We start from the raw sequence: 19660 nt of genomic DNA on the forward strand, positions 1-19660 counted from the left end.
GGTGTTCTCATGATGGAGACGGAGCCGGATCGCGGTCCTCGACATCAGTAGGTTGGGGAATTGTGGAATCTTTCGGATTCGGTCCCGGGACGGTCCAGATCGCCGACGACGGCGCGGTGGCGCAGGTGCTGCACCCTGATGGCCGCCAGGTGCTCCAGAGCACCTGGGGCAAGGGCTTCGTCATCACGGACCGCGGCAGCCACCGCTTCGACCAGCCGGTCCTCACCAGGTGGCGAAGCAGCGGACTCGACCTCCTCCACCAGCTGGGCGACCTGGAGCTGCGTGTCGGCCGCCGCTTCGGCGAGCACTGGACGGAGACCTACGAACTCCGCAATCCGACCGCTGAGCCAGTAGCGGTCGGCTCACTCGCGATCAGTACGCCGTACCGGGACGTCTATCGCTCTAGTCGCGAGAGCCTCACTGGTGCGGTCCACGCGCACATCTGGACCGGCGGTGCGGACGCATGGGCCTGGGCGGTCCCGATGGACGGCAGTGGTCCCGGACTAGGGCTGCAGCTCAAAGAGGGCGAGCTCTGGGCGTACTCCGTCGAGGGACGCGACACAGACAGCAGTAGCAACACCCGCGGCCTCCTCTACCTGCACGTCACGGACCACGCCCGTGCCCCGCATGCGATGGGCGGTCAGCCGCTGATCACGCTGCAACCGGGAACGTCGTACCGGTGGACCTGGCAGCTTGGCTGGTACGACGACCTGCCGGCGTTCCAGGTGGACCGCCAGCCACGTCTCGACGCCGACCGGTTGGCTGCCGAGGTGGGCGAGACGATCGAGGTGCGCGGCCACGGCCCGGTCACCAGCGACGAGCCCGGTCTAAAGTATGTGGAGGCCGACAACGCGCGGATCGCGCTCCTGTTCCACGAACCGCTGCGAGTGATCGCGGAACGGCGTACCCGCTTCATCCTCGACCACCAGCGCCGCCCGGAGCTCGCAGACAGCCGCCGGTACGCCTTCGTTCCCTACGACAACGACAGTGGCCTCACGGTGCAGACAGGGGCTTGGCGAGACTGGTCAGACGGACGTGAGCGCGTCGGTATGGCCCGTCTGCTGCAGGAGGTCCGCGACCGCGGCTGGGGTGATCGGGCCGAGCTGGATGAGGCGCTGGCCTCCTATGAGCGTTTCGTCCGCGACTATCTGGTCGACGAGGACGGCACAGTGCATGAGGACAGCGTGGAGCAGGAGCACATCCGGCTCTACAACTTCCCGTGGTTCGCACGCTTCCTCCTGGCGCAAGGCGATCGCGCTGGTGCGATCCGCGTGCTCGAGAAGTACTACGAGCTAGGCGGCGACCACTTCCTCGCTTTCGACCTTGGACCGCTGTTGAGCGAGCTGGGTCTCCACGAGCACCTGATCCGGCATGCGCGCACGTTCCTCGAGTACGGCGACGAGCTACCGCCGCACGAGGTGAACTACGAGCAGTCGATGGTGGCGCCGCTCCTCGAGCTCCTGGTCGCGGCCTACCGGATTGCGCCGGACCAGATCGATGGTGCGGAGCTCACGCGCCGACTGCCGTGGCTGACCGCCTTCGCGGCCGATCAACCCGACGTACGGCTGCGGCACGTACCGATCCGGCACTGGGACGGCTACTGGTTCGGACGGCTCCGGCTGTGGGGTGACGTCTTCCCGCACTACTGGTCAGTGCTCAGTGCGACCGTGTACGACGCTTGGCCGCGCGAGCTGGTCAGCCCCGAGCAGGCGGCATGGCTGGACACGGCGGCGGACGCCATCCTGCGAGCGAACCTCTTCGGCTTCTCCTCCGACGGTACGGCGACCTGTGCGTTCGTCTACCCGAGTTGTGTCAACGGCCAGCCGGCGCACGTCGCGGACCCGCTGGCCAATGATCAGGACTGGGCTCTCGTCTACGCCCTGCGTTCTAACGATAGAAAGTGGTAAAAGCATCAGAAGAACGTGAGAGATACCACCGGCAGTTTACGAAAGTTATCTACCTAAGCAGGGGTGTCGAATGGTAACTTCACGCCAACGCCACCCGCCCTGGTGGCCGACCGTGGTGGGGGATGTCGCGTGGTTGCCAACGTCACCGCCGGCTTCGGCCGGCAGCCGCAGGACCTGTCCGAACACGAGAAGCTCGTCCGCGAGCTGCTGCCCGACGATGTGGCCGAGGCCTATCTCGAGCTGACCCGAACCGGCGCTCGCGTCACCCACGTCGGTGACCCGATCGACCAAGAGTTGCTGAACCGCCAGCTGGCGTACCTGCAGCCCGCTCCCGACGCTCTGGTGATCAGAGCCGTCGACCCGCTGATCGCTGTCACCGGTCTGCTGACGCAGGTGCATCAGGAGCTGACCAAGCAGCACGGCAGACTGCTGCAGGGGTACGTGGCCGCTGCCGAGATGCATCAGATGCAGCTGCACGACCGGCGGTCCGACCATGTCCCGTCGATGCTCGCCCAGATCATCTCCGACCCTGACGAGCTCACCGCTCGCTGGACGACGTCCATCCAGACCGTCCAATGCACCTACCGGTCGATCGTCACCCCTGACGGTCCAGCGCGGGTGCTGCCGGCGCCTGTCAACGCACAGTGCGACAGCATGCAGTTCCGCGAGCTCTGCACACCGGAGTACCTGGCTGACGGCGGTGTGCAGACAGCACTCGACGCCGGGGTCGTCGTACGCACGACTCGCACGCTGCCGACCAGCATGGTGATCGTCGACGACCACTTCGCACTGATCGGTCTGGCCGCCGGTGGCAGTACCGGCGCGCTGCTGGTCCGCTCGGCACCGATGGTCGCCGCATTGACGCAGTACTATGACCAGCTCTGGGAGAGCGCCACACCGGTCATTCAGTCGCAGACCAAGGGACTTGGTGCCACTGAGCGAGAAGTCCTTCGGTTGCTCGTCCATGGTCTCAAGGACGACGCGATCGCCCGCCACCTGCAGCTGAGTGTCCGGACGGTACGCCGTCATATCGCCGCGATCATGGACTTCGTCGACGCCCCCACCCGCTTCGCTGCCGGCGCCGCCGCGCACCGTTTGGGCTTACTGGGCTGAAGGGTGGGCCGCTGCAACGGCCCACCCTCTTCGCTCACTGCAGGCTCGGGAGGAGCTTCTGCAGGGAGTCCATCATGTGCGTGTGCAAGCTGGTGCCGTAGGAGATGCGGTGTGCACCGGCAGCGACCAGCTCGGCAGCCTTCAGGCCGTCGGGTGCAGCGTGCGCGTTGATCGGGCCGCCGATCTCAGCGACCAGCTCCGGCAGTACCTCGACCGGTGCGAAGATCGGGTAGATGCAGTCCGCACCCGCCCGCCGGTAGATCCGCCCGCGGGCAACAGCGTCCGCAGGCGTGCCCTGCACCAGGAAGGTGTCGACCCGCGCGTTGATGACCAGGTCAGCACCTGCGGTCGCTCGTACCTCAGCCAGGTAGTCGGCGAACTCAGCAGGGTCGACCAGTCCACCGGGCGTCGAGTCCTCGAGGTTGCAGCCGACCGCACCGGTCTCCAGCAACCGCTCCGCGAACTCCTTGGCCGGCAGGTTGTAGCCAGCCTCCATGTCCGCCGTCACCGGTACGTCGACCGCCCGGGCGATCCGGGCGACCGCGGTCAGCATCTCCGCGGCCGGGGTCAACTGACCGTCGTCGTACCCGAGGACCCGAGCCATCGCACCGCTACTGGTGGCGATGGCCGCTGCGCCGCCGGCCGCGATGACCTTGGCGCTGACCGGGTCCCACGCGTTCGGCAGAATCAGCGGGGGCCCGGAGTGGTGCAGGGCCCGGAAGGCTTCAGCGGTCATGGCTTGTAGTGGCCGGGAGCCATCTTGCCGGTGACGCCGACCCGGTTCCACGCGTTGATCATGATGATCAACGCGATCAGCTGGGCCAGCTCCTTCTCATCGAAGTGCTGTGCGGCCAGCTCATAGACGTCGTCCGGCACGTGGCCGTCGCTGACCAGGGTGATCGCTTCGGTCAGTTCCAGGGCGGCCTGCTCCTGCTCGGTGAAGAGGTTGCGCGACTCGCGCCAGACCGGCAGCAGGTTCAGCTTCTGCTGGGGGCCGTCGCCGTGCAGGTAGTCGAGGCTGTGCATGTCGGTGCAGTAGGCGCAGCCGTTCAGCTGGGAGGCGCGCGCCCGGATCAGGTTGGCGAAGTTGGCGTCGAGGCCGACGCCGGCGGTCTCGTCCAGCGCGATCAGCGCCTTGTAGAAGTCCGGGGCCACGGTGGCCAGCTTCACCCGTCGAGTTGTCGTTGTGCTCATGTCTCCAACCTAGGTCGGGATCGGCCCAGGTGTATGGTCCACTTCCATGGAAGATCCAGGGGCCAATTTCGGAGCCGATCTGCATCTGGACCTGGCCGCCTCGCGCGGCCGCAACGACCTGGTCCAGGCGCTGCACGCCTCGATCCGGAGCGGCCGGCTCCCGGCAGGCACCCGGCTGCCGTCGTCGCGCTCACTGGCCAAGGACCTGGGCATCGCCCGGAACACGGTGGCCGATGCCTACGGCCAGCTTGTCGCCGAAGGCTGGCTCACAGCCCGCCAGGGCTCCGGCACAGTCGTTGCGAGCCGCGCCAACACCACACCGACTCCGGCCGCGACCGTGGCGCCGGTCCGCACCTTCCGCTACGACCTGACCCCGGGCTCACCCGATGTCTCGACGTTCCCGCGGGGCGAGTGGCTGGCCGCCGCACGCAAGGCCTGGCCGGCTGCTCCGAACGAGGCGTTCGGCCTCGGCGATCCCCGCGGCCGGATCGAACTCCGCCGTACCCTCGCCGACTACCTCGCCCGCGCCCGCGGGGTCCGCGCCGACCCGGAGCGCATCCTGATCTGCTCCGGCTACGTCCAGGCCCTCAGCCTGCTCTGCGAAGCAGTCCGCAACCTCGGCGGTACGACGGTCGCCACCGAGGAGTTCGGCTATGACCTGCACCGCGACGTCATCCGCGCCCGTGGTCTCAAGCCCGTCCCGCTCCCACTCGACCAGTACGGCGCCGACGTGTCCCACCTGGCCGGACAGGCCGCACTGCTCACTCCGGCCCACCAGATGCCCACCGGCGTCCCGCTCTCACCAGAACGCCGTACGGCGGCTGTGGAGTGGGCAGCCGAGTCAGGCGGAGTGCTGATCGAGGACGACTACGACGGTGAGTTCCGCTACGACCGGCAGGCCGTGGGAGCCCTGCAGGCGTTGGACCCTGAGCGGGTCGTCTACACCGGCACAGCGAGCAAGAGCCTCGCCCCGGGCGTCCGGCTCGCCTGGATGGTCCTTCCACAACACCTGCTCGAGCCGGTGATCGCAGCCAAGCGCGTGGCCGACTACCAGACCGCCACACTCGAGCAGTTGGTGCTCGCCGAGTTCATTGCCTCCGGCCACTACGACAGGCATGTACGGCGTTCGCGCTTGCACTACCGCCGTCGCCGCGACCGCCTGGTCGAGCTGCTCGCGGAACGCGCTCCGAACGTCCAGGTCGCGGGAATCGCGGCAGGCATGCATGTGCTGCTCGACGTACCGGGTGATGCCGAGGACATGGTCGCGCGTGCCGCCCGCCAAGGGCTCGGCCTAGCCAGCATGAGCACCTACCACTTCGCCCCGACCCCGGCGACCCGCCAAGCCGTCATCGTCGGCTACGGCACCCCACCCGACCACGCCTACCCAGGCGCGCTCGACCTGCTCTGCCAGGTCCTAGGCGTTTAAGAGCGCCAGGACCTCATCCGCACAACCCCAGGACAGCGTGACGCCCGAGCCGCCGTGCCCATAGCAGTGGATGACGTCGTCGACGCGCTCGCAGCGAACCGTCGGCCTGGACGGCCGCAGCCCGACCCGTGCTCGCAGAACCGTTGCCTTGCGCAACTGAGGCGCCAGCTTGGCGGCCCGCTCCAGAATCGCCGAGCTGTCGTCAGGATTGACCCCCAGCGTCCAGTTGCCCGGCTCACTCGTGCCGCCGACGATGACGTCGTTAGAGCGCGGGAGCACCACGATGTCCTCCGCGATCAACCACTCCGAGATCCCACACGGCGCAACGCTCAGCACCTGCCCGCGCACCGGCGTCACGGTCTGGTCGGCCGCGGTCAGCCGCGCCCCGAGACCCGTGCAGTTGACCACGAGATCCGCCGTACTGGGCAGGCCGGACAGAGCCGCGCGGGTCAGCGTGCCGCCGGCGTTCTCAAGCCGTTTCACCAACGCAGGCAGGTACTGCGGCATCTCGACCACCGGTGCGGTGAAAGCCCACCCGTCCGCGTACCCGACCGGCGGCGACGCGACCCGCGTCAGGTCCGGCAGGACGTCGGCCCACGCCGGGTCCGGTGTCCGCTCCACCAACAGCTCACGCCCGTGCCGCAGCTGCACTGACCGCTCATGCTCGGCCAGCTTGGTGAATTCGTCGTACGACGCCTTGGCCCAGGCAGCAACGCGGTCGGCCGGCTCAGCGAGGTAGGGACCCCAGACCGCGCCGGCCACCGCAGATGTCGTCTCCAGCGGTAGATCGCGAGCGAGAACCGCCACCTCGTAGCCACTCTCGGCCAGCCTGACGGCACACGTCAGTCCGATGACACCGGCACCCACCACAATCACGCGCATACGCACAGTGTTGCTTAGTAGAGGTCAACCGCCAACGAGTAGAAGCGGGTGATCTGCGTCTTGCCGTTGTTGTCGTCCGACAGCAGGTACAGCTGCCGCCGTCCACCGGGCAGGTAGCCGCCGAGCGCGAGAGCCTCAACGTTGTCCAGCAGCGGGTTCGGCTGCGGCTGGAGAGCAGTCGCGCCGGACGGCGGGCAGTTCACCAGGTCGAACAGCAGCTTCTTCTGCACGAACACCTTGTCCGACGCATCGGCGAGCGAGGCACGCGACGTGACATCGGCTGCGTGCCGCAGTGACACCGTGAAGACCCGGATCGTGTTGCCGACCCCCGGCACGAAGGTGCGCTCCATCGAAACCAGTTCGGTCGGGCTCACCCAGGCCAGCTCGACCAGCGACAGACCGGGGTCGGTCTTGTACGCGTACTGCGAGGCAACGCGGTAGTCGTGTCCGGAGAAGCCCACGTAGTGCAGGATCCGGTTCCGCCCGCGACCATCGGCGTCGCGTCCGTCCGGCGCCAGCGGCTCTTCCATGCCCGCGAACACCGACCGCCCGTCCCGGCTGGCCGCCAGCGACTCGAAGGTCCCGTTCGAGACCGCCTCACCGGCCGGCGCCACCTGGAACCGTGACGGTACCGGCAGCGATCCGATCTGCAGACCATCGGAAAGCCGGAACCGCCGGATCGACGGCTCACGCTCGGAAGTCGCCAGGATGGTCCGGTTACCTCGCTCGACGACGAGTCCCTCACCATCGAAGTCCTGCGCGTTGAAGGGCGTCCCGTCCGGCCGCTTGAGGATCGTCATCCCGTCCACGCTGACGGTCGGCTTGCTGCTGACCCGCAGGTTGAAGACCCGCGCAGGCGAGGTGAGCACGTTGTCCACCAGTGCGACCGCACTGTGCGGCCCGGTGACGTTGAGTGCGGACAGTCCCGCGACCAGCTGGCCGTCGTACGTCGTCTTGTTCAGTGCGTCGCTGAACCCGAGGAACCGGGCATCAGGTGAACATGCGCCACCACCAGCCGGCGGATGGGCTACCGCGGTGAGTGGAGTGGCAAGCGCGGTGAGAACAACAGCAGCGGCGAGCGGCTTCTGCCAACGCATTCAAGGCTCCTCAGTCAACGACAGATGAACATCAGCGCACCAGACAGGGCCGCTTCGGATCGAACGCCCAGTCCTTGATCACATACTGCATGGCGGCTGCGTCATCACGTGCACCGAGTCCATGTTTCAGGTACAGCTCATGGGCTGCCTGCAAGGCGTCGCGGTCCAGACCGACCCCGAGCCCAGGGGCCGTCGGTACGGCGATCTGTCCCTCGACGATCTGTGGTGGCGCAGTGGTGAGCGCCTGCCCGTCCTGCCAGATCCAATGCGTGTCGAGTGCCGTGATCCGGCCGGGAGCCGCGGCGCCGACCTGCGTGAACATCGCCAGCGAGATGTCGAAGTGGTTGTTCGAATGCGAACCCCACGTCAGCCCGAAGTCGTTGCACAGCTGCGCGACCCGCACCGACCCGGCCATCGTCCAGAAGTGTGGATCCGCCAACGGGATGTCGACGGCGTCCATCCGGACCGCCTGCGCCAGCTCACGCCAGTCGGTCGCGATCATGTTCGTTGCCGTGCGCAAGCCCGTCGTACGGCGGAACTCGGCCATCGTCTCGCGTCCGGAGAACCCGGCCTCGGCCCCGCACGGATCCTCGACGTACGCGAGCACGTCGTCCAATCCGTTGCACAAGGCAACAGCCTCCCGGAGTGACCAAGCGCCGTTCGGGTCGACCGTGATCCGCGCCTGCGGGAAGCGCTCCGCCAACGCACGCACAGCCGCGATCTCGGCCGAGCCCTCGAACACGCCGCCCTTCAACTTGAAGTCGGCGAACCCATAACGCTCCTGAGCGGCCTCCGCCAGCGCGACCACGGCGTCCGGCGTCAACGCAGGCTGCCGCCGCAACTGCGACCACCGATCATCCCCGGAGTCGTTCAGATACGGCAGATCCGTGTGCCCCGAATCGCCCACATAGAAGAGATAACCAAGCACCGGTACGGCGTCCCGCTGCTGACCGTCGCCGAGTAGCTCAGCCACCGGTACGCCGAGATGCTGTCCGAACAGGTCGAGGAGTGCCGACTCGAGCCCGGTCACCGCGTGGACCGTCGTACGGAGGTCGAAGGTCTGCAACCCGCGGCCGCCCGCGTCCCGATCTGCGAACGTGTCAGCGACCGAGCGGAGCAGACGGCGGTAGCCGGCGATCTCCTGCCCCACAAGGAGTTCGGCGGCCTCGGTGATCGTCGCTGCGATGTTCGTGCCGCCCGGAACCTCGCCGAGCCCGGTGTTTCCGGAACTGTCGGTGGCGATCACTACATTGCGGGTGAAGAAGGGGCCGTGTGCGCCACTGAGGTTGAGCAGCATGCTGTCGTACCCGGCCACCGGCACGACCTCGACGGAGGTGATGGTTGGTGTCATTTCACGCGCCCGATCAGCTCGGTGAGCTGCGCGAGTTCATCGGCCGACAGGTCTTGCAGCGGCGGCCGGACCGGCCCGGCCGACCGGCCGATCGCGGTCAGACCGGCCTTGACGATCGAGACGGCGTATCCCTTGGTGCGGTCGCGGATGTCGAGGTAGGGGATGACGAAGTCGTTCAGCTTGCGATAGACGGCGTCCCGGTCCTGCGCGCGCACGTCGGCGTAGAAGCCGAGCGCGAACTCGGGGACGAAGTTGAAGATCGCCGACGAATAGGTGCTCACCCCGAGCTGCAGCAACGGCAGCGCGAATGTCTCCGCGGTCGGCAGCCCGCCGATGTAGGTCAGCCGATCGCCCACCCGCGCGTAGGTCCGGGTCATCATCTCGATGTTGCCGACGCCGTCCTTCAGGCAGACCAGGTTGTCGTTGCGGTCGGCAAGTTCTGCGACCGAGACGTCGGTGAGGATCGCGTTCGCCCGGCTGTAGACGGTCACACCGAGACTGGTGCTGCGGCAGACCGCCGACACGTGCTCGACGAGTCCGCGCTGGCCGGCCTCGGTCAGGTAGGGCGGCAGCAGCAACAGCCCATCGGCGCCCGCGGCCTCGGCGGCCCGCGCCTGCTCGATCGCCGCGAACGTCCCACCCGTCGCCGGCGCGATCACCGGCACCCGCCCAGCCACCTCCGAGACGGCCGTCCGGACGACGGTGTCGATCTCGGCCGGCGTCAGCGAGAACCCCTCGCCGGTCCCACCCGCGGCGAACAGCCCGGCGACGTCGTACTGGCTGAGCCACGACAGATGCTCGCGGTACGCCGGTTCGTCGAAGCTCAGATCGGGTCGGAAATGCGTGACGGGAAACGAGAGCAGACCGGTCTTCAGCTGGGCAGCGAGTTCGACTGGAGTCACGGTAGTCAGCGTAGGAACGCCGATGGATACCTGTCCAAGATTGTTTTTGGATCCATCAATGCTCCGAGAGCATCGCCCGGACCCGCCGCAGGACCGGGCTGGTCGAGTCCCGAGCCCAGATCGCGTGCAGCTCGACCGGTGCACCGGCGAGATCGAGCTGCTGGAAACGCACCCCCGGTACGCCGAGATCGCGCGCCGAATCAGGGACTAGCGCGATTCCGCGACCAGCCGTCACGAGCAGCACGACGGTGAGCACCTGTTGCACCCGCTGGGTGATGTGGTGCTGGGAGCCGGCCAGGAATCGGACGGTCAACTCATGGAAGTAGCCGGCGCGCACAGAGTCGTAGCTGATCAGCTCCTCCCCGGCGAAGTCGGCCGCCGTCAGTGGGCGGTCGACCGCAGCCAGCCGATGATCGGCGGGAACCACTGCGCACAACGGTTCCCGCGCCACGACCAGCGAGTCGAGGAGTTTGCCGTCGTACGGTGGCCGTCCGAGCGCCAGGTCGAGTTCACCGTGCAGGAGGCCGTCGAGCTGGGCCGATGTGACCCGCTCGTGCAGGACGACCTCGACCTCCGGCAGTTCGTCGGACATGCGGCGCAGGAACGGCCCGAGCGTCCGGATCGCCGACACGGCGGTGAAGCCGAGCCGGAGCGTCCCGGCCGCGCCTTGATCGACCCGCCGGGCCAGATCGCCCGCCGACTCCACCAGTGCCAGCATCCGCCGTGCTTCACCCAGAAACGCCTGCCCGGCCTCGGTCAGCACCACTCGACGGCTGTCCCGCTCGAGCAGTTGCGCACCGACCGCCCGCTCGAGCTTCTGCACCTGCCGGCTCAGCGGCGGCTGCGTCATCGCGAGCCGCTCGGCGGCCCGCCCGAAGTGCAGCTCCTCGGCGACCGCCACGAAGGCGCTCAGTTGATCCAGCGAGAACATGATGCCCGCAAGGTACCAAGTTCGTACTTGCCAAGATGGAAAGTTCGGCGCACACTTTCCAACATGGAAAGTAACGGGAGGCCCGACCCCGCGGAAGCGGCCGCGGCGCTGGATGATCTGCACCGCTCACAGACGAAGCTGGCGGCCGGTCTGCGCCTGCCGTCCGGCTTCTACACCACGATCGGGCTCGCGATCAGCGCGACGATCTTCCTGTTCGCCCGCGGTCTGGCCGCCGGTCCGGAACAAGCGCCCCTGACCCTGGTTGCGGGCCTCGTCGTCTTCGGGGTGGTGGCCGGCCTTCAGGTCCTGCGCTTTCGGCGGCTCAACGGCGCCTTGGTGGGGAGCATGGTCAGCCAGGTCGTCCTGGGGAAGGGGACGCTGTCGTCGGTCATCTATGCCGCCGCGCTGGCCGGTGCGGTGTGGGCGGGGTATGTCGGCAGCTGGTGGTTGAGTGCGCTCTGTGCACTGGCCGGTGGTGCAGGTTACGTCGCCAGCGGAATGCGCTGGATGCGGCAGTATCGCGCTGACCCGCAGCTTTACGGGCGCGGCGGCGAGATGGCCTGGTGGGTCTCCGCGGTCCTCGGGCTCGTGGTTGCCGGCTCGATCATGGTCGTCGGGAGCCGCTGATGGCTGATCTGGACACGCATCTGCAAGCACCGGCCCGGCTTCGGCTGATGAGCCTGCTGGTGACCGTCACCGAGCTGGAGTTCGTCACCCTGCGCGAGCAACTCGAGGTCAGTGACTCGGTGTTGTCCAAACACGTCGCGGCTCTCGCTGAGGTTGGCTACGTGCGGAGCCGCAAAGGCAGTCACCAGGGCCGCCGGACCACCTGGATCTCGATCACCAGTACCGGCCGAAAGGCCCTCAGCACGCATGTCGCCGTACTGAGGGCCATCGTGGCGAACGTCGAGTGAGGGCGCGTCACTTGGCTCCACGCCTACTGCGCTGCACTCGGCACGGCACCTCGCCGCACTGGAGGAAAGGCCACGATGAACCACATCGAGGCCTCCCCTCCAGCACGCCGAGCTACCGCACCGAGCACATGCTCGCTACGGCGCGGAGCCAAGCGACACGCCCACTACTCGACCGTGACGGACTTCGCCAGGTTGCGGGGCTTGTCGACGTCGTGGCCGAGGGCGACGGCGGCGTAGTAGGCCAGGATCTGCAGCGGGATCGTGAGCAGGATCGGGTCGAGCTCCGGCTCGTTCTTCGGCACCACGATCTTCGCGGCCACCCCGTCCGGTACGTCGACGCCCGGGTGAGTGACGACGTACAGGGGGCCGGAGCGGGCGGCGATCTCGTGCAGGGCACCGATGTTGCGGTCGAGCAGCTCGTCCTGCGGGACGATCGCGACGCTCGGGACGTCCGGCGAGATCAGCGCGAGCGGGCCGTGCTTGAGCTCGGAGGTCTGGTACGCCTCGGCGTGCCGGTAGGAGATCTCCTTGAGCTTCTGGGCGCCTTCGCGGGCGACCGGGTAGCCGCGGGTACGGCCGACGAAGAACAGGCTCTCGTGCTGGGCGAGCCGGCCGGCGATCTTGGCCAGCTCCTCCTCCTGCTCGACGATCGACTGGATGTGCTCGGGGAGCTTCTTCAGCCCCTCGATCAGCCGGCGGCCGTCGGCTGGGGAGACGTCGCGGATCCGGCCGAGGTGGATGCCGAGCATCGCGAACGCGACGGCCATGTTGGTGAGGGCCTTGGTCGAGGCGACCGAGACCTCCGGGCCGGCGTGCAGGTACACGCCACCGTCGACCGCGCGGGCGATGCTGGAACCGACCGCGTTCACCAGGCCGATCACCCGGCCACCCTTACGCTTCAGTTCCTGTACGGCGACCAGGGTGTCCAACGTCTCGCCGGACTGGCTGACCGCGATGTACAGCGTGTCGCGCTCGACCACCGGGTTGCGGTAGCGGAACTCCGAGGCGGGCTCGGCGTCGGCGGGGATCCGGGCGACCTCTTCGATGAACTGCGCGCCCATCTGACCGGCGTAGTACGCCGAGCCGCAGCCGAGGATCTTGACCCGCTTGATCTCGCGCGCCTCGCGGGCGTCCATGTTCAGGCCGCCCAGGTGGACGGTGTGGAAGCGCTCGTCCAGGCGGCCCCGCAGCGCGCGGCCGACCGCGTCCGGCTGCTCGTGGATCTCCTTCATCATGAAGTGCTCGTGCAGGCCGCGCTCGTACTCGTCGGCCTCCCAGTCGACCGTCTTCGCGGTCTTGGTGGTCGGCGAGGCGTCCTGGGTGAAGGTGCGGTAACCGTCGGCCTTCACGGTCGCCATCTCGCCGTCGTCCAGGTAGACGACCTGACGGGTGTAGCGGATCAGCGCGGCCGCGTCGGAGGCGACGTGCATCTCGCCGTCACCGATGCCGAGGATCAGCGGGCTGCCGTTGCGGGCGACCACGATCCGGTCCGGGAAGTCGAGGTCGATCACGGCGATGCCGTAGGTGCCCTCGATCCGGCGCAGCGCGGCCATCACCTTCTCCTCGAGGGTGGCGCCGTCGGACTGCTCGATCAGGTGCGCGAGAACCTCGGTGTCGGTCTCGGAGCGCAGCTTGACGCCGGCCTCCTCGAGCTGGGCGCGGAGCGCGCCGGCGTTGTCGAAGATGCCGTTGTGGACGACCGCGATCCGCTCGTTGCCGCTGGCGTGCGGGTGCGCGTTGTCCTTGCTCGGACCGCCGTGGGTCGCCCAGCGGGTGTGACCGATACCGAGCTTGCCGCCGAACCGCTTCGGCAGCGAGGCCTCCAGCTCACGGACCCGTCCGGCGTCCTTGTGCACCTTCAGCTCGCTGGTGCCGAGGACGGCGACTCCGGCCGAGTCGTACCCGCGGTACTCCAGTCTTGCCAGTCCGTCCACCAGGATGGGCGTGGCCGGCTTGGTGCCGACGTACCCGACGATTCCGCACATGTGTTGGTGCCTTTCGAAGGTCGTTGGTTGCTGTCAGCCGTAGACGATCCGTCGCAGCTGACGGGCAGAGAGTTCGGGGGAGCGCACGGGCCAGTGCCGGAGCTCGGTGCCGACGCGGGCGAAGATCTCGTCGTTGCGGGCACCGTAGGTCTGCAGCTCCCGATGACGGCGCCGGACATACTCCTCGGCCGTCTCGGTGAAATACGCCAGGACGTCGGCGACCACGCGCCGCGCATCGTCCGCGGAGAGTCCGGTCGTCCGGCTGACCTGCTCGGCCAGCTCGTCCACCGGGCCTGCCGCCGCCTCACTGATCACGCCCCAACTCTGCAGCGCTTCAGGGTCCAACACAAAGGATCTGCCCGAAATCGGGCAAAAATCCTGACAAGTCAACCTAGAACAGCCGCAGAACGTCCGATTCCATCCCGCGCAGCAGGTCGTAGTCGACCGTCACGCACTCCAGGCCGCGGTCGGTGGCCAGGAACTGGGCCTGCGGCTTGATCAGCTGGGCCGCGAAGATCCCCCGGACCGGGGCCAGTAGGGGGTCGCGGTTGAGAAGCTCGACGTACCGGGTCAGTTGCTCGACGCCGTCGATCTCGCCGCGCCGCTTGATCTCGACCGCGACGTGCTTGCCGTCGGCGTCCCGGCACAGGAGGTCGACCGGGCCGATCGCGGTCGGGTACTCCCGCCGTACCAGCGTGAAGCCCTCGCCGAAGGTGTGCACGTGCTCGGCCAGCAGTTCCTGCAGGTGTGCCTCGACGCCGTCCTTGATCAGGCCGGGGTCGGTCCCGAGCTCGTACGCCGTGTCGCTGTGCACCTCCTCGAGGGTGATGCGCAGCTCCTCGCCGGCCTTGTTCGTGACGCTCCAGATGTTGTCCTCGACCACCAGCTTGCAGGGCGGCGACATCCAGTTGAGCGGTTTGTACGAACCACCGTCGGCGTGGATCAGCACGGAGCCGTCCGCCTTCACCATCAGCAACCGCGGCGCCATCGGCAGATGGGCGGTCAGACGGCCGGAGTAGTCCACGGAACAGGTTGCAATCACCAAGCGCACGAGGAGTGACGCTACAGCACGTCCGTGCGAAGGTGGTTGGCATGAACCTGATGTGTCCGGCGCGGATTCTGCTGCTGCCAGGAGATGTGCAGGACGCGGCGGTGGGGGAGCGGATCGCGCAGGTGTACGCGGCGACCTTCGACGCGTCCGCGGGCGCGCGGCTGGCCGAGCAGCTCGGTGTGAAGCTGACAGTCGTGCCAGATCTGGTACGGCGACCTGACGTGGAACTGCAGTCGATCGCGGACCAGCACCGGGGCGAGACTGTCGTCGTACTCGGTGTGGATCTCGGTCTGAAGTTGCCTGCGGTGGTGGAGCACACCGGTGACGGCTGGACCCGGGTGGCGACCGACAACGAGCGGACGGTGGCGACGTACGAAGAGAAGGCGGAGGCCTTCCGTGAGTCGATCCCCAAGGAACCGCACCATCAGCTCATCGACCTGCTCGCAGACCTGGTCCCGGTAGGCGCCCGCGTGCTCGAGTTGGGCAGCGGTACCGGACGCGACGCGGCTGAGCTTGAACGGCGAGGCTTCGTGGTGCGGCGGACGGATGCGACCGAAGCGTTCCTCGAGATGATGCGAGCCGACGGCCACGATGCCGATCGCCTCGACGCCCTCGCCGACGACTTCGGTGGCCCGTACGACGCCGTCTTCGCCGACGCGGTCTTTCTCCACTTCGCGCGGACCCAACTGGCCGCCGTACTGCGGAAGGCTGTGCACGCGGCGCCGGTGCTGGCCTTCAGCACGAAAGAGGGTGCCGGCGAGGAGTGGTCGAACCGGTTCCTCGACCTGCCGCGGCACTTCGTGATGTGGCAGGAGGAACCACTCCGCGAGTTGCTCGCCAGCGCCGGCTGGACGGTCCGCGAGTTGATCCGCACCACCGGTCCGAGCGGTGCTCACTGGTTCTCGGTCTCGGCGACCCGCACGTGATCCGCGCCGGCATCGTGCTGTTCTCAGCCGACGGGATCGCGGTGATCGAGCGCGTCCGCGACGGACTCACCTACTACGTACTGCCCGGCGGTCAGGTGGATCCGGGCGAAACGGTGGCTGAGGCGGCTCGGCGGGAGACGCTTGAGGAGCTCGGCTTGCATGTGCGGATCCTCGGTACGGTCGCCGTGGTGAACTTCCGCGACAGCAACCAGCACTACTTCCTCGCCGAGGCGCTCGGCGGCGAGTTCGGTACGGGTGACGGCCCCGAGATGGACAGCCCCGTCGACTCCGAGGCAGGCAGCTACCGGGCGATGTGGCTGCCACCTGCCCGGTACGGCGAGCTGAAGCCCAAACCGATCGGTGCGGCACTGGCCGCCGTACCGGATCCGGAAGCGCTGGCGAACGAGTGGTTGGACACACCGATGGTTTTCGACGAGCCAGGGTGACTCAGCTCATGGGCTGACCAGTCGCGGACTGGCATAGTGCCTGCATGGCTCGGGAACTGCAGGTCGTCGGTGTGGTCGGACTCGGCACGATGGGTGCCGGTATCGCGGAGGTGTTCGCGCGCCACGGTCTGACCGTGGTCGGCGTGGAGCGTGACGACGAAGCGGTCGAGCGCGGCCGCGGTCACATCCAGCACTCGACGGACCGGGCGGTGAAGCGCGGCAAGCTGTCGGTCGAGGACCAGCAGGCGCTGTTCGACCGGGTCACGTTCGCCACCTCGATCGAGGCGCTCGCGGACTGCGACCTCGTGATCGAGGCCGTGATCGAGCGGCTCGAACTGAAGCGCGAGATCTTCTCCGCGCTCGACAAGGTCGTCCGCGAGGACGCGATCCTGGCCACCAACACGTCGTCGTTGTCGGTCACCGAGATCTCGGTCGCCACCCAGCGCCCGCGCCGCGTCGTCGGCATGCACTTCTTCAACCCGGCGCCGGTACAGGAGTTCGTCGAGGTCATCAAGACCGTCGTCACCGAGCCGGACGTGGTCGAGGACGTGCAGGCGCTGGCCCGCCGCCTCGACAAGGTCCCGGTGGTCGCGGCCGACCGGGCCGGCTTCATCGCCAACGCGCTGCTGTTCGGCTACCTGAACCATGCCGTCTCCATGGTCGAGTCGCACTACGCGACCCGCGAGGACGTCGACGCCGCGATGCGCCTGGGCTGCGGCTACCCGATGGGTCCGCTGGCGCTGCTCGACCTGATCGGCCTCGACACGGCGTACGAGATTCTCGACACGATGTACAAGCAGGGCCGCAACCGGCTGCACGCGCCGGCCCCGATCCTCAAGCAGATGGTCACCGCCGGCCTGCTCGGCCGCAAGACCGGCCGCGGCTTCTACACCTACGAGTCCCCGGACTCGCCGGTCGTCGTAGACGACGAGCAGACCCCGCAGGTGAACGGCGACGACACCGTGATCCGGCCGATCCGACAGATCGGCGTGGTCGGCTCCGGCACGATGGCCGTCGGCATCATCGAGGTCTGCGCCAAGGCCGGGTACGACGTTCTGTACGTCGCGCGCGGGACCGAGAAGGTGGACAAGGTCCGGGCCGGTCTGGAGCGCTCGCTGGAGAAGGGTGTCCAGCGCGGCAAGCTCTCCTCCGAGGAGCGGGACTCGGCTCTGCGCCGGATCACCGGCGCGGCGCGGCTCGACGATCTGGCCGGTGCCGACCTGGTGATCGAGGCCGTGGTCGAGGAGCTGAGCGTCAAGCAGGCCCTGTTCGAGAGCTTCGACGAGATCTGCAAGCCGACCGCGATCCTGGCCACCACCACGTCGTCCTTGCCGGTGATCGACCTGGCGATGGCGACCAAGCGGCCGGCCGCCGTGGTCGGCCTGCACTTCTTCAACCCGGCGCCGGTGATGAAGCTGGTCGAGGTTGTCAGCACGGTCAGCACCGCGCAGGACGTCGCCGACACCGTCGCCGCCGTGGCCGTTGCCGCAGGCAAGCATCCGGTCCGCTGCGGCGACCGGGCCGGCTTCATCGTGAACGCGCTGCTCTTCCCGTACCTGAACGACGCCGTCCGGATGCTCGAGGCGCACTACGCCGGGGTCGACGAGATCGACGCCGCGATGAAGCTCGGCTGCCGCCTGCCGATGGGCCCGTTCGAGCTGCTCGACGTAGTCGGCCTGGACGTCTCGCTGGCCATCCAGCGCACGCTCTACCTGGAGTTCCGTGAGCCCGGGTTCGCCCCGGCGCCGCTGCTCGAGCACCTGGTCACGGCCGGCTACCTCGGCCGCAAGACCGCCCGCGGGTTCCGGGACTACGCCGGCTGACCGGGACCGTCACGATTTACGGCTCGCTGTCGCCGTAGTCCCCGCAGGGGCCGCCGCCGATGGCTTCGGGCAGGGTCGTCGGTCGGTGGTCGGGGCGGATCAGCGGGTTGTAGAACGCGGCGATCTCGGTGCTGGCCTCGGGAACGTAGTGGAAGATCAGCGACCGACGGAACCGGTCGGCGCTGCTGTTCGGGCGCGAGCCGTGCACGACGCTGCCGTGGAAGAACAGCACGTCCCCGGCCGTCATCTTGGTCTGCACCTTCTGCAGCCCCTCGGGGATCGGCACCTCGGCGTTCGTGAACGACTCGGTGAGATCGGCCGGCTCGGGACACACCAGCTCGGTCCGATGCGACCCCGGTACGACGGCCAGTCCGCCGTTCTCGGCGTCCACATCGTCGATCGCGATCCACGCCGCCAGGCAGGTCTCGGGATCGGCCCGCAGGAACATGTTGTCCTGGTGCAAGGCCTGACCGCGCGCACCCGGCGGCTTGAAGTAGAACATCGACTGGGCGGCGAGCGGCGGTCCGATCAGCGCCGTGACCACATCGAGGATCCGGCTGTCGAGCATCAGCTCGCGAGCGATCCGGCCGGCCTCGACCTCGGTACGGCGATGGGGGTGCACGAACCGCGGGTACCGGGCCAGCGGGTCGCCGTCCGGGATGCCATCGTCGAAGTCCATCGACCGATCGGTCTCGACCTGCTCCATGAACGCTGTCCGCACGCGGGCGACCTCGTCCGGAGCGAGGAGCTGCGGGACCTGGACGATTCCCTCGGTGGCGTAGATCTCGGCAACTGTCATGCCTCCAGGATCGGCTGCGTCGTGTTGCCGGAGCGATAGCCTATTGAGCTGTGAACCTTCGAGATCCTGCTGAGTCGCCGACACCCGAGGTGCGCCGGCTGATGACGGGTGAGTTCGACGAGGGACCGGAGTACACGACTTATCGCCGCCGCGGGACCACCGACTGGCTGCTCGTGCTCACCCTCGACGGCGCCGGCCACTTCAGTGCGGTGCCCGCCGTACCGGGCACGATCGTGCTGGTCCGTCCCGGGACTCTGCACGACTACGGGACGGTGGGGGAGCGCTGGCATTTCCTGTACGCCCACCTGCATCCCAAGCCCGAGTGGTTGCCGCTGCTGGACTGGCCGGAGGTTGCCCCCGGCATCCTTTTCCTTCAACCCGCGGCCGTGGATCGGATTGCCGACTACCTGCGGGACGCGGTCCGGTATCAGCGCAGCGTCTTGCCGCAGGGCGAGCAGCTCAGCGTGAACGCCCTCGAAGCCGCGCTGCTCTGGTGCGACACCCAGAACCCCAAGGCCGTCCGCATCGACGACCGCCTGCTCCGTGTGATCGAGCTGATCGACCTCTCGCTGAAGAGCCCGCTCGACCTGCCCAAGCTCGCCCGGGTCGCGAACCTCTCGGTCTCGCGTTTCGCTCACCTCTTCCGCGACCAGCTCGGCGTGACCCCGCAACAGTTCGTCGAGCGCCGCCGCCTCGACGCCGCGGCCCGGCTGCTGGAGCTCACCACTCGTTCCATCGCCTCTGTCGCCGCGGAGGTCGGGTTCTCCGACCCGCTCTACTTCTCCACCCGCTTCCGCCGTCACACCGGCACCAGCCCCACGGCGTACCGGCGTTCTTCTTGAGAACAGGACGTAGTCGGCTGCCTACAGGGGCAGTCCACGGAACACCTCCTGTCCTTCGGCAGGGGATCCGA

At 68.0% G+C, this 19660-nt stretch carries 20 protein-coding genes; 9 read left to right on the forward strand and 11 right to left on the reverse strand.

Annotated features, from left to right (window positions below; translation table 11 throughout):
- Nucleotides 1-62: 62 nt before the first annotated feature.
- Together ACIA49_RS36550 and ACIA49_RS36555 are read left to right on the forward strand one after the other, a co-directional pair.
- Nucleotides 63-1907 carry a hypothetical protein gene (locus tag ACIA49_RS36550; RefSeq protein WP_396382855.1) on the forward strand — a complete coding sequence of 615 codons (1845 nt, stop codon included), beginning with the start codon at nucleotides 63-65 and terminating at the stop codon, nucleotides 1905-1907.
- 129 nt (nucleotides 1908-2036) lie between these two features.
- Nucleotides 2037-3020 carry a LuxR C-terminal-related transcriptional regulator gene (locus tag ACIA49_RS36555; protein WP_396382856.1) on the forward strand — a complete coding sequence of 328 codons (984 nt, stop codon included), beginning with the start codon at nucleotides 2037-2039 and terminating at the stop codon, nucleotides 3018-3020.
- Nucleotides 3021-3054: 34 nt separating this feature from the next.
- On the opposite strand, the gene ACIA49_RS36560 is transcribed toward ACIA49_RS36555, so the two are convergent.
- Nucleotides 3055-3756, reverse strand: coding sequence for an isocitrate lyase/phosphoenolpyruvate mutase family protein (locus tag ACIA49_RS36560; protein ID WP_396382857.1), 702 nt, complete (start codon nucleotides 3754-3756; stop codon nucleotides 3055-3057).
- Nucleotides 3753-4214: a carboxymuconolactone decarboxylase family protein gene (locus tag ACIA49_RS36565; protein ID WP_396382858.1), complete on the reverse strand. Its 462-nt coding sequence runs from the start codon at nucleotides 4212-4214 to the stop codon at nucleotides 3753-3755. Before ACIA49_RS36565 ends, ACIA49_RS36560 begins: the two co-directional genes overlap by 4 nt.
- Before the next feature lie 46 nt (nucleotides 4215-4260).
- Between ACIA49_RS36565 and ACIA49_RS36570 the strand changes: the two genes are divergently transcribed.
- Nucleotides 4261-5640 (forward strand): PLP-dependent aminotransferase family protein, encoded by a 1380-nt coding sequence (locus tag ACIA49_RS36570; protein WP_396382859.1) that lies wholly within the window; start codon nucleotides 4261-4263, stop codon nucleotides 5638-5640.
- Here ACIA49_RS36570 and ACIA49_RS36575 read toward each other — a convergent pair.
- From ACIA49_RS36575 to ACIA49_RS36595, 5 genes are read right to left on the reverse strand one after another with little or no spacing between them, the layout of a single operon-like run.
- On the reverse strand, nucleotides 5629-6522 hold the full coding sequence (locus ACIA49_RS36575; RefSeq protein WP_396382860.1) for an FAD-dependent oxidoreductase: 894 nt from the start codon (nucleotides 6520-6522) through the stop codon (nucleotides 5629-5631). The genes ACIA49_RS36570 and ACIA49_RS36575 overlap by 12 nt on opposite strands.
- Nucleotides 6523-6536: 14 nt before the next feature.
- Nucleotides 6537-7619, reverse strand: coding sequence for an esterase-like activity of phytase family protein (locus ACIA49_RS36580; RefSeq protein WP_396382861.1), 1083 nt, complete (start codon nucleotides 7617-7619; stop codon nucleotides 6537-6539).
- A 31-nt stretch (nucleotides 7620-7650) separates the two neighbouring features.
- Nucleotides 7651-8970 carry an enolase C-terminal domain-like protein gene (locus ACIA49_RS36585; RefSeq protein ID WP_396382862.1) on the reverse strand — a complete coding sequence of 440 codons (1320 nt, stop codon included), beginning with the start codon at nucleotides 8968-8970 and terminating at the stop codon, nucleotides 7651-7653.
- Nucleotides 8967-9872, reverse strand: a complete 906-nt coding sequence (gene kdgD / locus ACIA49_RS36590; RefSeq protein WP_396382863.1) for a 5-dehydro-4-deoxyglucarate dehydratase — start codon at nucleotides 9870-9872, stop codon at nucleotides 8967-8969. The genes ACIA49_RS36585 and kdgD overlap by 4 nt, the downstream gene beginning before the upstream one ends.
- A 55-nt stretch (nucleotides 9873-9927) precedes the next feature.
- Nucleotides 9928-10803, reverse strand: a complete 876-nt coding sequence (locus ACIA49_RS36595; protein WP_396382864.1) for a LysR substrate-binding domain-containing protein — start codon at nucleotides 10801-10803, stop codon at nucleotides 9928-9930.
- Nucleotides 10804-10866: 63 nt separating this feature from the next.
- Between ACIA49_RS36595 and ACIA49_RS36600 the strand changes: the two genes are divergently transcribed.
- Nucleotides 10867-11430: a hypothetical protein gene (locus ACIA49_RS36600; RefSeq protein ID WP_396382865.1), complete on the forward strand. Its 564-nt coding sequence runs from the start codon at nucleotides 10867-10869 to the stop codon at nucleotides 11428-11430.
- Complete coding sequence (locus ACIA49_RS36605) at nucleotides 11430-11717, forward strand: transcriptional regulator (protein ID WP_396382866.1); 288 nt, start codon at nucleotides 11430-11432, stop codon at nucleotides 11715-11717. The genes ACIA49_RS36600 and ACIA49_RS36605 overlap by 1 nt, the downstream gene beginning before the upstream one ends.
- A 164-nt stretch (nucleotides 11718-11881) precedes the next feature.
- On the opposite strand, the gene glmS is transcribed toward ACIA49_RS36605, so the two are convergent.
- The 3 genes from glmS to nucS form a co-directional block, all read right to left on the reverse strand.
- The gene (gene glmS / locus ACIA49_RS36610; RefSeq protein WP_396382867.1) at nucleotides 11882-13702 is read right to left on the reverse strand and encodes a glutamine--fructose-6-phosphate transaminase (isomerizing); all 1821 of its coding nucleotides are present in this window, start codon (nucleotides 13700-13702) and stop codon (nucleotides 11882-11884) included.
- A gap of 33 nt (nucleotides 13703-13735) precedes the next feature.
- Nucleotides 13736-14017 (reverse strand): hypothetical protein, encoded by a 282-nt coding sequence (locus ACIA49_RS36615; RefSeq protein WP_391547833.1) that lies wholly within the window; start codon nucleotides 14015-14017, stop codon nucleotides 13736-13738.
- Between the two features lie 76 nt (nucleotides 14018-14093).
- Nucleotides 14094-14753, reverse strand: coding sequence for an endonuclease NucS (gene nucS, locus ACIA49_RS36620; protein WP_396382868.1), 660 nt, complete (start codon nucleotides 14751-14753; stop codon nucleotides 14094-14096).
- Between the two features lie 41 nt (nucleotides 14754-14794).
- Between nucS and ACIA49_RS36625 the strand changes: the two genes are divergently transcribed.
- Genes ACIA49_RS36625 through ACIA49_RS36635 form a run of 3 tightly spaced genes read left to right on the forward strand, consistent with a single transcriptional unit; the run spans nucleotide 14795 to nucleotide 17948 of the window.
- Nucleotides 14795-15679 (forward strand): class I SAM-dependent methyltransferase, encoded by an 885-nt coding sequence (locus ACIA49_RS36625; RefSeq protein ID WP_396382869.1) that lies wholly within the window; start codon nucleotides 14795-14797, stop codon nucleotides 15677-15679.
- Nucleotides 15676-16125, forward strand: coding sequence for an NUDIX domain-containing protein (locus ACIA49_RS36630; protein WP_396382870.1), 450 nt, complete (start codon nucleotides 15676-15678; stop codon nucleotides 16123-16125). The genes ACIA49_RS36625 and ACIA49_RS36630 overlap by 4 nt, the downstream gene beginning before the upstream one ends.
- A gap of 44 nt (nucleotides 16126-16169) precedes the next feature.
- Nucleotides 16170-17948: a 3-hydroxyacyl-CoA dehydrogenase family protein gene (locus ACIA49_RS36635; protein ID WP_396382871.1), complete on the forward strand. Its 1779-nt coding sequence runs from the start codon at nucleotides 16170-16172 to the stop codon at nucleotides 17946-17948.
- Nucleotides 17949-17964: 16 nt separating this feature from the next.
- On the opposite strand, the gene ACIA49_RS36640 is transcribed toward ACIA49_RS36635, so the two are convergent.
- A complete protein-coding gene (locus ACIA49_RS36640; protein ID WP_396382872.1) occupies nucleotides 17965-18747 on the reverse strand; it encodes a phytanoyl-CoA dioxygenase family protein in 783 nt (260 codons plus the stop codon).
- Nucleotides 18748-18797: 50 nt separating this feature from the next.
- Between ACIA49_RS36640 and ACIA49_RS36645 the strand changes: the two genes are divergently transcribed.
- Nucleotides 18798-19589, forward strand: a complete 792-nt coding sequence (locus tag ACIA49_RS36645; RefSeq protein WP_396382873.1) for a helix-turn-helix domain-containing protein — start codon at nucleotides 18798-18800, stop codon at nucleotides 19587-19589.
- Nucleotides 19590-19660 lie beyond the last annotated feature (71 nt).

The organism is Kribbella sp. NPDC051587 (assembly GCF_044453945.1).
Classification (GTDB): Bacteria; Actinomycetota; Actinomycetes; order Propionibacteriales; family Kribbellaceae; genus Kribbella.

Excerpts from the sequence above, each read along its gene's own strand:
- ACIA49_RS36560 (WP_396382857.1), bottom strand. The coding sequence starts at position 3,756 with ATGACCGCTGAAGCCTTCCGGGCCCTGCACCACTCCGGGCCCCCGCTG.
- ACIA49_RS36565 (WP_396382858.1), bottom strand. The coding sequence starts at position 4,214 with ATGAGCACAACGACAACTCGACGGGTGAAGCTGGCCACCGTGGCCCCG.
- ACIA49_RS36570 (WP_396382859.1), top strand. The coding sequence starts at position 4,261 with ATGGAAGATCCAGGGGCCAATTTCGGAGCCGATCTGCATCTGGACCTG.
- ACIA49_RS36575 (WP_396382860.1), bottom strand. The coding sequence starts at position 6,522 with ATGCGCGTGATTGTGGTGGGTGCCGGTGTCATCGGACTGACGTGTGCC.
- ACIA49_RS36580 (WP_396382861.1), bottom strand. The coding sequence starts at position 7,619 with ATGCGTTGGCAGAAGCCGCTCGCCGCTGCTGTTGTTCTCACCGCGCTT.
- ACIA49_RS36585 (WP_396382862.1), bottom strand. The coding sequence starts at position 8,970 with ATGACACCAACCATCACCTCCGTCGAGGTCGTGCCGGTGGCCGGGTAC.
- ACIA49_RS36595 (WP_396382864.1), bottom strand. The coding sequence starts at position 10,803 with ATGTTCTCGCTGGATCAACTGAGCGCCTTCGTGGCGGTCGCCGAGGAG.
- ACIA49_RS36600 (WP_396382865.1), top strand. The coding sequence starts at position 10,867 with ATGGAAAGTAACGGGAGGCCCGACCCCGCGGAAGCGGCCGCGGCGCTG.
- ACIA49_RS36605 (WP_396382866.1), top strand. The coding sequence starts at position 11,430 with ATGGCTGATCTGGACACGCATCTGCAAGCACCGGCCCGGCTTCGGCTG.
- glmS (WP_396382867.1), bottom strand. The coding sequence starts at position 13,702 with ATGTGCGGAATCGTCGGGTACGTCGGCACCAAGCCGGCCACGCCCATC.
- ACIA49_RS36625 (WP_396382869.1), top strand. The coding sequence starts at position 14,795 with ATGAACCTGATGTGTCCGGCGCGGATTCTGCTGCTGCCAGGAGATGTG.
- ACIA49_RS36635 (WP_396382871.1), top strand. The coding sequence starts at position 16,170 with ATGGCTCGGGAACTGCAGGTCGTCGGTGTGGTCGGACTCGGCACGATG.
- ACIA49_RS36640 (WP_396382872.1), bottom strand. The coding sequence starts at position 18,747 with ATGACAGTTGCCGAGATCTACGCCACCGAGGGAATCGTCCAGGTCCCG.